This window comes from Roseixanthobacter pseudopolyaromaticivorans (assembly GCF_043195145.2).
Lineage (GTDB): Bacteria > Pseudomonadota > Alphaproteobacteria > Rhizobiales > Xanthobacteraceae > NCEH01.
On sequence record NZ_CM195539.1, the window covers coordinates 3842833 to 3856018 of the forward strand.

General features: G+C 67.6%; 12 protein-coding genes. 7 read left to right on the plus strand and 5 right to left on the minus strand.

Features of this window, described 5'->3' with window-relative positions; translation table 11 throughout:
- Positions 1–6 precede the first annotated feature (6 nt).
- Positions 7–1593, plus strand: coding sequence for an MDR family MFS transporter (locus V5F68_RS18105; protein ID WP_394015773.1), 1587 nt, complete (start codon positions 7–9; stop codon positions 1591–1593).
- Between the two features lie 43 nt (positions 1594–1636).
- On the opposite strand, the gene V5F68_RS18110 is transcribed toward V5F68_RS18105, so the two are convergent.
- Positions 1637–2557: an SDR family oxidoreductase gene (locus V5F68_RS18110; RefSeq protein ID WP_394015772.1), complete on the minus strand. Its 921-nt coding sequence runs from the start codon at positions 2555–2557 to the stop codon at positions 1637–1639.
- Positions 2558–2670: 113 nt separating this feature from the next.
- Here V5F68_RS18110 and V5F68_RS18115 point away from each other — a divergent pair, with 113 nt between their 5' ends.
- Together V5F68_RS18115 and V5F68_RS18120 are read left to right on the plus strand one after the other, a co-directional pair.
- On the plus strand, positions 2671–3330 hold the full coding sequence (locus V5F68_RS18115; RefSeq protein ID WP_394015771.1) for a TetR/AcrR family transcriptional regulator: 660 nt from the start codon (positions 2671–2673) through the stop codon (positions 3328–3330).
- A 149-nt stretch (positions 3331–3479) separates the two neighbouring features.
- The gene (locus V5F68_RS18120; protein ID WP_394015770.1) at positions 3480–4508 is read left to right on the plus strand and encodes an LLM class flavin-dependent oxidoreductase; all 1029 of its coding nucleotides are present in this window, start codon (positions 3480–3482) and stop codon (positions 4506–4508) included.
- A gap of 19 nt (positions 4509–4527) precedes the next feature.
- On the opposite strand, the gene V5F68_RS18125 is transcribed toward V5F68_RS18120, so the two are convergent.
- Positions 4528–4974: a baeRF12 domain-containing protein gene (locus tag V5F68_RS18125; RefSeq protein ID WP_394015769.1), complete on the minus strand. Its 447-nt coding sequence runs from the start codon at positions 4972–4974 to the stop codon at positions 4528–4530.
- A gap of 510 nt (positions 4975–5484) precedes the next feature.
- On the opposite strand from V5F68_RS18125, the gene V5F68_RS18130 reads away from it, so the two are divergent.
- A complete protein-coding gene (locus V5F68_RS18130; RefSeq protein WP_394015768.1) occupies positions 5485–5628 on the plus strand; it encodes an Hsp20/alpha crystallin family protein in 144 nt (47 codons plus the stop codon).
- 112 nt (positions 5629–5740) lie between these two features.
- Here V5F68_RS18130 and ppdK read toward each other — a convergent pair whose 3' ends face one another.
- Positions 5741–8419 carry a pyruvate, phosphate dikinase gene (ppdK, locus tag V5F68_RS18135; protein ID WP_394015767.1) on the minus strand — a complete coding sequence of 893 codons (2679 nt, stop codon included), beginning with the start codon at positions 8417–8419 and terminating at the stop codon, positions 5741–5743.
- A 106-nt stretch (positions 8420–8525) separates the two neighbouring features.
- Entirely contained in the window at positions 8526–8666 is a 141-nt protein-coding gene (locus tag V5F68_RS18140; protein WP_394015766.1) for a DUF3096 domain-containing protein, read from the minus strand.
- Positions 8667–8868: 202 nt separating this feature from the next.
- Between V5F68_RS18140 and V5F68_RS18145 the strand changes: the two genes are divergently transcribed.
- Positions 8869–9708: an MBL fold metallo-hydrolase gene (locus V5F68_RS18145; RefSeq protein ID WP_394015765.1), complete on the plus strand. Its 840-nt coding sequence runs from the start codon at positions 8869–8871 to the stop codon at positions 9706–9708.
- 21 nt (positions 9709–9729) lie between these two features.
- Here the strand turns inward: V5F68_RS18145 and V5F68_RS18150 are convergent, their stop codons facing one another.
- Entirely contained in the window at positions 9730–11526 is a 1797-nt protein-coding gene (locus V5F68_RS18150; protein WP_394015764.1) for an acyl-CoA dehydrogenase family protein, read from the minus strand.
- A gap of 165 nt (positions 11527–11691) precedes the next feature.
- Between V5F68_RS18150 and V5F68_RS18155 the strand changes: the two genes are divergently transcribed.
- Together V5F68_RS18155 and V5F68_RS18160 are read left to right on the plus strand one after the other, a co-directional pair.
- Complete coding sequence (locus tag V5F68_RS18155) at positions 11692–12717, plus strand: L-threonylcarbamoyladenylate synthase (protein WP_394015763.1); 1026 nt, start codon at positions 11692–11694, stop codon at positions 12715–12717.
- Between the two features lies 1 nt (position 12718).
- Positions 12719–13180, plus strand: a complete 462-nt coding sequence (locus V5F68_RS18160; protein WP_394015762.1) for a GNAT family acetyltransferase — start codon at positions 12719–12721, stop codon at positions 13178–13180.
- Positions 13181–13186 lie beyond the last annotated feature (6 nt).

Consider the following 13186-nt stretch of genomic DNA (forward strand, 5'->3'; position numbering starts at 1 on the left):
CACATCATGTCCCAGGCCGCACCCTCCGCCCCTGCCGCGATGCAGGACAAAGCTTCCGCCCGCGTCTGGATCGCGGTGATGGGAACCATGCTCGGCGCCTTCATGGCGGTGCTGAACATCCAGATCACCAATTCCTCCCTCGCCAATATCGAGGGCGGCATCGGCACCGGCGCGGACAATGGCGCCTGGATCTCCACCGCCTATCTGATCGGCGAGATCATCGTCATCCCGCTCACCGACTATCTCAGCCGGGTGTTCTCCTTCCGCCTGTTCCTGATGACGAACGCCGCGCTGTTCCTGGCTTTCTCGGTGGCCTGCGCATTCGCGCAGAATTTGAGCCAGATGATCGTTCTGCGCGGCTTCCAGGGCTTCTGCGGCGGCGTCATGATCCCCATGGCCTTCACCTACACCCTCACCAAGCTGCCGAAGACCCAGCAGCCGGTGGGCATGGCCATGTTCGCGCTCACTGCCACGTTCGCGCCCGCCATCGGCCCGACCATCGGCGGCTATCTCACCGAGAATTACGGGTGGGAGTACATCTTCTTCATCAACCTCGTGCCCGGCGCTTTCATGCTGACCGCGCTTGCCCTGACGCTGGACCGCGAGCCCATGAACCTCGCGCTTCTGAAAGAAGGCGACTGGTTCGGCATCGGCACCATGGCCATCGGCCTCGCGGCGCTGCAGACCGTGCTGGAGGAGGGCAACAAGAACGACTGGTTCGGCTCGCCCTTCATCACCCGCACCGCCTTGATCGCGGTGGTGTTCCTCGCCCTGTTCCTCATCATCGAGTTCAACGTGAAGAAGCCGGCGGTGAATTTGCGCGTGCTGGCGGACCGCAATTTCGCGCTCGGCACCGTCGCCAACGTCATGGTGGGATTTGCGCTCTACGGCTCGGTGTTCATCCTGCCGCAATATCTCGGGCAGGTGCAGGGCTATAATTCCGAGCAGATCGGCTCGGTGATGGCCTGGGTGGGCCTGCCGCAATTGATCCTGATCCCGCTGGTGCCGATGCTGCTGAAGCGGGTGGATGCCCGCTATGTGGTGTTCGGCGGGCTGACCATTTTCGCCATCAGCTGCTTCATGAACACCCACATGAGCGTCAATTACGGCGGCGACCAGCTGTTCTGGCCCAATATCGTGCGCGCCATCGGCCAGGCCGTGATCCTCGCGCCCCTCAGCGGCATCGCCATGCGCAACATCGCGCGGGCGGACAGCGCGGCTGCGTCGGGCATCTTCAACATGCTGCGCAATCTCGGCGGCGCGGTGGGCACGGCGGCGCTGGCGACCATCGTCACGAAGCGCGAGCAGTTCCATTCCAACGTCATCGGCCAGTCGGTGACGGAGTTCGGCGGCGTGGTGCGCGACCGAATTGCGGTGATGCAGAATTACTTCATGCAGCACGGCATCCCGGACATGGAGACGGCGCATCACCAGGCGATCATCTATCTCGGCAACCTGGTGAAGCGGCAGGCGCTGGTGATGAGCTATAGCGACACCTTCGCCATCATCGGCGTAATGCTGCTGATCGCGGCGGCGGCGGTGCTGCTCACCGGCAAGGGCGGGGCCGGCGGCGCCTCGGCAGCGGCCCATTGAAGGCAGGCAGGGTTCGCCCTGCCCGCTTCCCGCCGGCCGGACCTCAGTCCGGGAAGCGGACGCCCGTCAGATCCTGCGAGACCTGCCATAGGTGCCGCGCGACCACCTGGTCTTCCGCCTGGGGCATGATCCTGGCGGGTTTCGGCGGGCCTTTCAGCTCATAGAACCCGTCCGGTCCGTAATAGGCGGCGCCTTTCGCCTCGGGCGCGGTCGCCGCGAACAGGGTCGGCAGGGCACCGGCCGCTGCGGAATGGCTGACGAAAGGCTGGAGAATCCGGTTGATCTGCCACAGGAAACGATCCGTGCCGGGGCCGTTGGGAATGAGATCGGTGCGGGCGTAGCCGGGATGCGCGGCGTTGCTCATGAGGCCCCAGCCACCGGCATCGCTGCGGCGCTGCAGCTCCAGCGCGAACATCAGCATGGCGAGCTTGGACTGGGAATAGGCCTTCCACGGCTTGTAGGGATGCGCGCCCTGCAGGTCGGCGAAATCGATCTGCCCGCCGCGATGGGCGAGGCTGGAGAGATTGACCACCCGCGGCGCCGGCGCCTGACGCAGCAGCGGCAGCAGGTGCGCGGTCAAGGCGAAATGGCCGAGATAATTGGTGCCGAACTGCAGTTCAAAGCCGTCCGCCGTTTCCCGCCGGTCGGGCGGCGACATGACGGCGGCATTGTTCACCAGGAGGTCGAGCGGCCGGCCGGCGGCGATCATCCCCGCGCCGAAGGCGGCGATCGAGGCGAGGCTGGCAAGATCCATCATCTCAAAGCGGATCGCAGCTCCGGGCACGGCCGCCTGGATCCGCCCCACCGACGCCGCGCCCTTCTGCGCGTTGCGGCCCGCGAGGACCACCTCGCCCCCCTTGGCCGCCAGCGCGAGCGCCGTCTCATAACCGAGCCCGCCGGTCCCGGTGACGACCGCGATGCGGCCCGCCTGAGGCGGGATATCCTTGATTGACCACTCTGACACGATGAAGCGCTCGCTGTTGGTTCGATACCCGAATAATATGCACTGAGTGCATATTTGCAAAGAGGGTAAATTTATCAGATGAGGCGCGCCGCCCGATGTGCGATGAGCAAGGAATGAGCGATCCGCTTCCCGCCGTGCCGCGTGTTCCGGCCCCTGTGTCTTCTCCCGAGGGCAAAGCCGCTGCAGGCACGCCCGCTGGGGGCCTGCGCGCGCGCAAACGCCGTGAAACCCTCGCCCGCATCGCGGAGGCGGGGCTCCGCCTGTTCGTGGCGCAGGGCTTCGAGGCCACCACGCTCGACGCCATTGCCGATGCCGCCGGCATCTCGCGCCGCACCTTCTTTCATTATTTCGACAGCAAGGAAGCCATCCTCCTGGCGTGGGAGGCGGGCATCGACGACCTGTTCCTCGCCGCCTTCGCCGCCCAGCCGGAGGCGGAGACCCCGCTTGAAACCGTTCGCCTCGCGCTGGAGGCGGTGATCGCCCGCTATGAGAGCGATCAGGCCCTCGCGATCGACAGGCTGCTGCGCTCCACCGAGGCGCTGCGCGCGCGCAAGCAAGGGAAATACGAGCGCCAGGAACGCGCGCTCCATGCGGCGCTGATGGCCCGCTGGCCGGATCCCGCACGCGCCGGTGCCCTGCGCATGGTCGCCATGGTGAGCATCGGCGCGCTGCGCCTCGCGGCTGAGGCCTGGAGCGCGTCCGGCGGACAACGGCCCATGGTCGACCATCTGCGCGAGGCGTTCGCGCAGATGCGGAGCGAACTCAGCTCCTGAGCGCTAGCCTGCATCGTCGCGGCGGGTGTGCCCCGCCCCGCCGCGCACGGGGAGCGGTGCAGGGGTGCAAATGCACCTTGCACCGGGGCAAGGCAGGCCGCGCGCGAACTCTGATATGAAGCTGCAAAGTCTTATCGGAGCTTTCTCCCGTGCCCCATCTTGAACTCGGCCTAGACACGTTCGGCGACGTGACCCGCGCCCCCGACGGCACCCTGACGCCCCATGCCCAAGTGCTCCGCGAAGTTGTCGCCCAGGCGGTGCTGGCGGACAGCGTCGGCGTGGATTTCATCGGCCTCGGCGAACATCACCGCGGCGATTTCGCCATTTCCGCGCCGGACGTGGTGCTGGCCGCGGTCGCCGGCCAGACCTCCCGCATCCACCTCGGCTCGGCGGTCACCGTGCTCTCCTCCGACGATCCGATCCGCGTGTTCCAGCGCTTCTCCACCCTCGATGCCGTATCCAACGGGCGCGCCGAGGTGATCCTGGGGCGCGGCTCGTTCACCGAGAGCTTCCCGCTGTTCGGCTTTCCCATGAACCAATACGAGACCCTGTTCTCGGAGAAGCTGGACCTGTTCGCGGCGCTGCTGTCGAACCAGCCGGTCACCTGGCAGGGCACGCACCGCACCGCGCTGAAGGATCAAGCGGTATTCCCGCCGATCGAGCACGGCACGCTGAAGACCTGGATCGGGGTCGGCGGCACGCCGGAATCGGTGGTGCGGGCCGCGCGCTACGGCCTGCCGCTCATGCTCGCCATCATCGGCGGTGATCCCAAGCGGTTCCGGCCCTATGTGGACCTCTTCCATCGCGCGCTCGGCCAGCTCGGCAAGCCGACGCTGCCCATCGGCGCCCATTCCCCCGGCTATGTGGCCGACACGGACGAACAGGCGCGCGAGGAATTGTTCTCGGACTATAAGGAAATGCGCGACCGCATCGGGGCGGAGCGCGGCTGGTCGCCCATGGGGCGGGACGAGTTTGAGCACGAGATCGAGCATGGCTCGCTTTATGTGGGCAGCCCTGAGACCGTCGCCCGCAAGATCGCCTCAACGGCGAAAGCGCTTGGCCTCGACCGGTTCGATCTGAAATATTCCGCAGGCCCCATTCCCCACGACCGGCTCATGCGCTGCATCGAGCTGTACGGCACGAAGGTCATTCCCATGGTGCGGGATATCTTGGGCTGAGGCCCGCAGCGCCCGACGATCAGGCGGCGAGGTGCCGCTCGATCTCGGGCGTGGTCATCCCGACCAGGTCCTTGGCCACTTCGGCCTTGAGAACAGCCGTAACAGCCGGTGGAAGGTGCTTGCGCAAAATCCCCAGCGCGCGCGGCGGCGCGACGAGGACGAGGCTGCTCACCTCGTTCTCCCGCACCACTCTGCCGAGATTGGCGGCGAGCGCGGCGAGAAAATCCGCCTCGGCCTGCGCATGGCGATCCACGTCTTCCACCGCACTGCGCGCGGCGCCATGGGCTTGATACACCCGCCCCGGCCGGTCGGTGCCGAGATCGCGCGCCGGCGCGTCCGGCTGAGAGAGGACATCGACGGCGCTCAGGTTGAGCAGCTCGGCGTCGCCATCATTGCGGAACAGCAGCGCCTTTCCGCCGTCGCAGACGAGGACCCAGCCCTTCCAGGGAATATGTACGTGCTCCATCCGCTTAGTCCTCCTCTTCGGCGGGCATGCCGGGCGCAGGAAGCGGTCGCGTCCAATGCGGGATCAGTATGGGCGGCGATGCGCCCGCACCCGAACCGGAACCCGAGCCGGCTCCGCCATCCGCCACAGCGTGGCGAGGGTCATGGCGGCGGGGACCAAAAACAACGTCATCATCACCATTGTGGATATCATAGCCTGTCTCCTTCCAAGGAGATGGGCATGCGCCCCGGCCATTACTAGACCGCACCACTGCCCCGGCCGCGTCATGCAACCTGTGACAATAGAACGCCCAGAATACTCGCGCTTCCTTGATGCCAATCAAAGCCGGCACATACCAGCGATGTTTCTCTCGAACTGTCGCAGGTCCGGTGAATTCGGACCGCCTTGGCCTCGGCCGTGGCCTCGAACGCCACGCTTCGTTCCCCCCGGCGAAGGTGCGGTTTCACTGAACCGTGCGCGATGTCTCCGGCTGGCACCGTCCCCGCCGGGAGAACTTGCGGATGGCTCAGCGTGGCCATCCGCGTCTCTTTCGAGAAGCAGACCGCCGAGCTGCCCGGCCTGGAGGAGAAGGACGTGGAGGTGAAGCTTGCCAACGGCATCCTCACCCTGAAGCGCGAGAAGCCGCCTGAGGGCCCCGCCCGGACGCGACGGTAACCGGCGCCGGTCGATTGCAGCCGCCGGGTTTGCGCGCCGCTTGGATGCACGCCGGCAAAGAGAAAAGGCGGGCCGATGCCCGCCTTTCCCGAACCTCATGCCGTGTGGCCGGTCACGCCTGGCTGGCGGCCTTCTTGCCCAGCGCCGCCTGCGCCGCCGCGAGGCGGGCGATGGGGACGCGGAACGGCGAGCACGACACATAGTCGAGGCCCACCTCGTCGCAGAACGCAACCGAGGCCGGATCGCCGCCATGCTCGCCGCAGATGCCGAGCTTGATGTTCGGACGCGACTTGCGGCCACGCTCGACGCCGATCTTCACCAATTCGCCCACGCCCTCCACGTCGATGGAGACGAAGGGGTCCACCTCGATGATGCCCTTCTGCACATAGGGCCCAAGGAAGGTGCCCGCGTCGTCGCGCGAGACGCCGTAGCAGGTCTGGGTCAGATCGTTGGTGCCGAAGGAGAAAAATTCCGCCGTCTCGGCGATCTCCTCGGCGCGCAGCGCGGCGCGCGGCAGCTCGATCATGGTGCCCACCTGGAAGGTGAGGGTCGCGCCGGTCTCTTCCTCCACCGCCTTGGCGGTCTTCTGGATCACGGCATTGACAATGTCGAACTCGGCCTTGGTGGCGATCAACGGCACCATGACTTCCGGCACCACGGCTTCGCCGGTGGTCTTGGCGGCGATCACCGCCGCCTCGAAGATCGCGCGCGCCTGCATTTCCGCGATTTCCGGGAAGGCGATGGCAATGCGGCAGCCGCGGAAGCCGAGCATGGGGTTGACCTCATGCAGCTCCTTCTGGCGGCGCTGGATGCGCTCCACATCCACATTGAGGCTCTTGGCGACTTCCGCCACTTCCTCGTCGGTGTGGGGCAGGAACTCGTGCAGCGGCGGGTCGAGCAGGCGGATCGTGACGGGCAGGCCCTTCATGATCTCGAACAGCTCGACGAAATCGGCCCGCTGCATGGGCAGCAGCTTGGCCAGCGCCGAGCGGCGGCCGGCCTCGTCGTCGGCAAGGATCATCTCGCGCACGGCGAGAATGCGGCCGGCATCGAAGAACATATGCTCGGTGCGCGACAGGCCGATGCCTTCCGCGCCGAACGAGCGCGCCATGCGGGCGTCGGCCGGGGTTTCAGCATTGGCGCGGATCTTCAGGCGGCGCACCTTGTCGGCCCAGCCCATCAGGGTCGCGAACTCGCCGGACAGTTCCGGCTGGAGCATCGCCACCTGACCCGCCAGCACCTGGCCGGTGGAGCCGTCGATGGTGAGGATGTCGCCCTTCTTGAAGGTCTGGCCGGAGACGGTGAGCGTCTGCGCAGCGTAATCGATGCGCAGCGAGCCGGCGCCGGAGACGCAGGGCTTGCCCATGCCGCGCGCGACCACCGCCGCGTGCGAGGTCATGCCGCCGCGCGAGGTGAGAATGCCTTCGGCGGCATGCATGCCGTGGATGTCTTCCGGCGAGGTTTCCACGCGGACCAGGATGACCTTGCGGCCCTGTTCCTTCATGGCTTCCGCCTCGTCGGCGGAGAACACGATGGCGCCGGCGGCGGCGCCGGGCGAGGCCGGCAGGCCGCTCGCCACCACCTTGCGCTCGGCCTTCGGGTCGATGGCCGGGTGCAGCAGCTGGTCGAGGGAGGCGGGATCGACGCGGGCGACCGCCTCTTCCTGGGTGATCAGCCCTTCGGCCGCCAGTTCAACCGCGATGCGCAGCGCCGCCTTGGCGGTGCGCTTGCCGGAGCGCGTCTGGAGCATCCAGAGCTTGCCCTTCTCGACGGTGAACTCCAGGTCCTGCATGTCCCGGTAATGGGTCTCGAGCACCTTGGAGATGCGCTCGAATTCCTTGAACGCCTCGGGCAGCGCCAGCTCCATGGAGGGCTTTTCCGAGCCGGCTTCCTTGCGGGCCTTCTCGGTCAGGTCCTGCGGGGTGCGGATGCCGGCCACCACGTCCTCGCCCTGCGCATTCACCAGGAATTCGCCATAGAGCGCATGTTCGCCGGTGGAGGGGTTGCGGGTAAAGGCGACGCCCGTGGCCGAGGTCTCGCCCATGTTGCCGAACACCATGGCCTGCACGTTCACAGCCGTGCCCCAGGCCTCGGGGATCGAGTGCAGCCGGCGGTAGGTGATGGCGCGCTGGTTCATCCAGGAGCCGAACACGGCGCCGATGGCACCCCAGAGCTGCGCGTGAGGATCCTGCGGGAACGGGGTTCCCAGTTCCTGCTGCACCTTGGCCTTGTACTGCACCACCAGCGCCGCCCAATCATCCGCCGAAAGGTCGGTGTCGAGGGTGTGGCCGTGCTTGAGCTTGTAGGATTCCAGCAGGTCTTCGAAATGGTGGTGATCCACGCCCAGCACCACGTCGGAATACATGGTGATGAAGCGGCGGTAGCTGTCATACGCGAAGCGCCGGTCGCCGGAGGACTTGGCGACGGCTTCCACGGTCTGATCGTTGAGGCCGAGGTTCAGCACCGTGTCCATCATGCCGGGCATGGAGGCGCGGGCGCCGGAGCGCACGGAGACAAGCAGCGGGTTCTCGGGATCGCCGAACTTGCGGCCGGTAAGCGCGCCCACATGGTCCAGGGCGGCATCCACGTCGGCCTTCAGCTCCGGGGGATAGGTCTCGCCATGCGCGTAATAATAAGTGCAGACCTCGGTCGGAATGGTGAAGCCGGGAGGGACGGGCAGGCCCAGATTGGCCATCTCGGCAAGGTTCGCACCCTTGCCGCCAAGGAGGTTCCGCATCTCGGCTTTCCCCTCGGCCTTACCATCGCCGAAGGAGTAGACCCATTTCGTCATCTGGAGATCCCTTAGGGTGACGCGCATTTCAAAGAGCGCGGATGCTTTAGCCCGCTCAGCTCCCGCCATCAACTGCACCCTTAGGCGCAGCCCATCATTTTGCCTTTCAATGCGGCATCAATCCGAGAATTCCGATTGCGATCAGATAGATCGCCACCACCATATTAAGCAGGCGGGGAAACAGCAAAATCAGGACGCCGGCCACGAGGGCGACGATCGGCTGGAGGGCAACGATACTCAGGGTCATTTTTGCCACCTCGTTCGCGCGCCCGCCGCATCGGCAGCGCTCGCGCTAGAAAGATCAGAACGGCTCCCCTTGTTCCACCCCTGCTTTCGCATCGCAGCAGACGGCGCGCCCCGTCACGCCGGTGTGAAGGCCGGCGGATTGCACAACGCTGCAGGGTGTGCGGTCATCAGCAGTCCCGACGGGCGGTGGGGAGGCTCGATCCATGCGGCAGATGGCGGCGCTTTTGGGGGCGATTCTGCTTTTCGCCTTCCCTATGGGCAGCATGGCGCGTGCCGCCGAGCCGCCGGAAAAATGCCCGCGCATGGTGGCGCAGGACCTCCCGTTTAAGAGCGCGCCGCGCGTGTGGCCCGCCGCCTTCCGGCAGATGGCGGACGCCAAGCGGGCGGACGAGGGGCGACAGGTGCGCCTCACCTTCGTCGGCCATTCCACCTTCCTCATCGAGAGCCCGGCGGGCGTGACCATCGCCACCGACTATAATGATTATGTCCGTCCGGACGTGGTGCCGATGATCGCCACCATGAACCGGGCGCACGATACCCACTACACCAACCATCCCGACCCCGGCATCGCCTACGTGCTGCGCGGCTGGGGCGAGAACGGCCAGCCGGCGCATTACGACCTCACCGTCGAGGATGTGTGGATCCGCAACGTGCCGACCAACATCCGCCATGGCGTGGGCACCGATTACGACGCCAATTCCATGTTCGTGTTCGAGGTGGCGGGCCTGTGCATCGCCCATCTCGGCCATCTGCACCACGTGCTGACCCCCGACCATCTGGAAGCGCTCGGGCGCATCGACGTGGTGCTGGCGCCGGTGGACGGCTCCTACACGCTCGATATCGAGGGGATGAAGGAGACTCTGAAGGCGATCAACGCGCCGCTGGTGATCCCCATGCACTATTTCAGCGCATGGGGATTGGACAATTTCCTCTCCCGCCTGGGCAATGACTATGTGATCACCCGCCAGGCCTCGCCCAGCGTGACCCTGTCGCGCGAGACCTTGCCGGCGAAGCCCACGGTGCTGGTGCTGCCGGGCCGCTGAGCAAGAACGCGGCATCGGTGCTCACAGCACCAGCGCGGCCTCGCTCTGCAGCACCGCCGCGCCGCCGGACACCACCGCCGCCTCCAGGCCCAGCGCCTGCGGGCACAAATCCTCGGCGAAGAAGCGCGCCACCAGCACTCGCCGGGCATGGCGCGGGTCGCTCTCGCCGGCCGCGATGGCGGCGTGCGCGGCAAGGGCGGCGCGGGCCAGATAGGCGCCCCCGGCGGCGCGGGCGAACAGGCGCAGATAGGGTGTCGCGCCCGCCAGCACGCTGGCGGATTGTTCGTCGGACAGCCAATCCAGCATCACCCGCGTGGCGCGGCCGAGCGCATCCACGGCCGCGGCGAGCTGTTCGCCGGCGCGCCCGAATTCCGGTGCGTTCAGCGCCGCCACCGCTTCCGCAACGGTGCGATAATCGCCGATCAGCTTCGCCACCACGTCGCCGCCCTCCTGGGTCAGCTTGCGGGTGACGAGGTCGATGGCCTGGATGCCGTTGGTGCCCTCATAGATGGCGAAGATGCGGGCATCGCGCAGATGCTGGGCGGCGCCGGTCTCCTCGATATAGCCCATGCCGCCGTGAACCTGCACGCCGGTGGAGGCGACCTCGATGCCGATGTCGGTGGAGAAGGCCTTGGCCACCGGGGTCAGCAGGCTCGCTTCCGCCATCGCCGCCGCCTTGGCGGTGGGGTCGTCGGTGCGCCGTGCCCGGTCGAGCGCATCCGCCGTCATCAGGCAGATCGAACGGGCGGCATCGGTCTCCGCCCGCATGGTCAGCAGCATGCGCTTCACGTCGGGGTGGGCGATGATCGGTGCCATGCCTTCGCCGGACCAGCTCTGCGCCTTGCCCTGCCGGCGCTCCTGGGCAAAAGCGATGGCGCGCTGGGTGGCGCGCTCGGCCACCGCCACGCCCTGGATGCCCACCGCGAGACGAGCGTTGTTCATCATGGTGAACATGCAGGCGAGGCCGCGATTTTCCTCGCCCACGAGATAGCCGATGGCGCCCGCGCCGGTGTCGCCGAACGCCATGGTGCAGGTGGGCGAGCCGTGCAAGCCGAGCTTGTGCTCCAGCCCAACGCATTTCACGTCGTTGCGCGCGCCGAGCGTGCCGTCCGCATTCACCAGGACTTTCGGCACCACGAACAGCGAGATGCCGCGCGTACCGGCGGGTGCGTCGGGCAGGCGCGCCAGCACCAGATGGACGATGTTCTCGGCAATGTCGTGCTCGCCGTAGGAGATGAAGATCTTGGTGCCGAAGATCCGGTAGCTGCCGTCGGCCGCCCGCTCGGCCCGCGCGCGCAGCGCCGCGAGGTCGGAGCCGGCCTGCGGCTCGGTGAGGTTCATGGTGCCGGTCCATGTGCCCGAGACCAGCTTTTCGAGGAACAGGCCCTGCAGCGCCGCCGAGCCGTGGACGGTGAGGGCCTCGATGGCCCCCATGGTGAGCACCGGGCCGATGCCGAAGGCGGGAGAGGCGCTGTTCCAGAATTCGTTGAGCGCCGAGGTCACGACGGTCGGCAGATGCTGGCCGCCGAACCTTTCCTCGGCCGCCACCGAATTCCAGCCCGCCTGCGTCCACGCCGCATAGGCCTCGCGCCAGCCGGGGGCGGTGGTGACCACGCCGTCCTTCAGCACATTGCCCTTGGTGTCGCCGACCCGGTCCAGCGGCTCGATCACCGCACCCGCGAACTTTCCGGCTTCCTCCAGCACGCTGTCGATGAGGTCGAAGGAGAGGTCCACCTCGCCCTGGTCGATGAGGTGGGGAAGTGAGGTGCAGTGCTTGAGGAAGAAGGACACATCCTCCACGGGCGCACGATAGGGCATCATCACCTCCGAAACCTGTTGCGGCGCGACATGCGCCTTGACCATCCGCACGACGCGGCCTTAAGCCGTGCGGCGAACGTTGGGCACCAATTCGGCGCCTCGACGATCCCCCGTCAAGACCCGGCTCTACCCGCTTTCGTCGTAGGGGGCCGTGGAGCAGCTTTCATGACCGCCACCGGCCCCGCCCCAAAACGCACGCAGATGCTCGATGCCCGCGGACCGGGCCTGGAGGCCGCGGCGCAGGCGGCGCGCCTGCTGCGGGCGGGCGGCGTGGTCGCCTTCCCAACGGAAACCGTCTATGGGCTCGGCGCGGACGCCGGCAATGCGCAGGCGGTGGCGCAGGTCTATGCGTCCAAGGGCCGCCCCGCCTTCAATCCCCTCATCTCCCACGTGCCCGACGGCGCGTCGGCCGAGCGGCTGGGCGTGTTCTCCCCCGCCGCGCAGGCGCTCGCCGCCGCCTTCTGGCCGGGACCACTGACGCTGGTCGTTCCGTATCACGACACCGGGGCGGTGTGCGATCTCGCCCGGGCCGGCCTGCCCACCATCGCGCTGCGGGTGCCGGCGCACGAAACCACTCTGGCCATGCTGCGTGCCGCCGGCGTGCCGGTGGTGGGGCCGAGCGCCAATCTCTCCGGCCACGTCTCGCCCACGGACGCGGCCCATGTGCGGGCCGATCTCGACGGGCGCATCGACGCCATCCTCGATGCCGGCCCGACGACGGTGGGCGTTGAATCCACCATCGTCGATTGCACCGGCGCCCATCCCGCTTTGCTGCGGCCCGGCGGCCTCTCGCGCGGCGCCATCGCGGCGGTGCTGGGCGTCGCTTTGCCAGATGCCGGGCACGACGATGCCGAGCGGCCGTCCGCGCCGGGCCGCCTCGCCTCCCATTACGCCCCGCACGCCCCCGTGCGGCTGGACGCGCGGGAGGTGAAGGCGGGCGAGGCGCTTTTGACCTTCGGCGGCGCCCGCCCGCCCGGCGCGGAAGCGGCCGTCGCCATCTTCGATCTCAGCCCGTCCGGCGACCTGGTGGAGGCGGCCGCCCGGCTCTACGGGGCGCTGCGCCATCTCGACGGCCTTCGCGCCGAAGGCATCGCCGTGGTACCCCTGCCGCGCGACGGCCTCGGGGAAGCCATCGCCGACCGGCTCGGCCGCGCCGCCGCCCCACGCCCGCTCTCCTTCGAGGACGACTGACATGGACGACACCGCGACCGAAGCCCGTGCGCCGCAGGCCCACGCTCTGCCCATCGGCCACATGCGCGACGGCGACGTGGAGGCCCTGGTCTCGCTGTGGGAGCGCGCCGGCCTGATCCGCCCCTGGAACGACCCGCGCGCCGACATCGCGCTGGCCCGGCGCGGCCCCCATTCCACCATTCTGGTGGCGCGCGACGGCGGTACGGTCGTCGGCTCCGTGATGGTGGGCCACGACGGCCACCGCGGCTGGATCTATTATCTCGCCGTGGACCCGGCCCTGACGCGGCAAGGGCTCGGCCGGGCGCTCGCCCACACCGCCGAGGATTGGCTCCAGGCGCGCGGCGTGCCCAAGCTGATGCTGCTGGTACGCCCCGAAAACGAGCAGGTGCGCGCCTTCTACGTCGCCAGCGGCTATATCGAAGAGCCGCGCATCGTCTTCACCAAGCGGCTCGACGGGAAATAGGCCGAT

Bases quoted from the DNA above. Each gene is read 5' to 3' on its own strand.
- V5F68_RS18105 (WP_394015773.1), top strand. From the start codon at position 7: ATGTCCCAGGCCGCACCCTCCGCCCCTGCCGCGATGCAGGACAAAGCT.
- V5F68_RS18115 (WP_394015771.1), top strand. From the start codon at position 2,671: ATGAGCGATCCGCTTCCCGCCGTGCCGCGTGTTCCGGCCCCTGTGTCT.
- V5F68_RS18125 (WP_394015769.1), bottom strand. From the start codon at position 4,974: ATGGAGCACGTACATATTCCCTGGAAGGGCTGGGTCCTCGTCTGCGAC.
- ppdK (WP_394015767.1), bottom strand. From the start codon at position 8,419: ATGACGAAATGGGTCTACTCCTTCGGCGATGGTAAGGCCGAGGGGAAA.
- V5F68_RS18140 (WP_394015766.1), bottom strand. From the start codon at position 8,666: ATGACCCTGAGTATCGTTGCCCTCCAGCCGATCGTCGCCCTCGTGGCC.
- V5F68_RS18145 (WP_394015765.1), top strand. From the start codon at position 8,869: ATGCGGCAGATGGCGGCGCTTTTGGGGGCGATTCTGCTTTTCGCCTTC.
- V5F68_RS18150 (WP_394015764.1), bottom strand. From the start codon at position 11,526: ATGCCCTATCGTGCGCCCGTGGAGGATGTGTCCTTCTTCCTCAAGCAC.
- V5F68_RS18155 (WP_394015763.1), top strand. From the start codon at position 11,692: ATGACCGCCACCGGCCCCGCCCCAAAACGCACGCAGATGCTCGATGCC.
- V5F68_RS18160 (WP_394015762.1), top strand. From the start codon at position 12,719: ATGGACGACACCGCGACCGAAGCCCGTGCGCCGCAGGCCCACGCTCTG.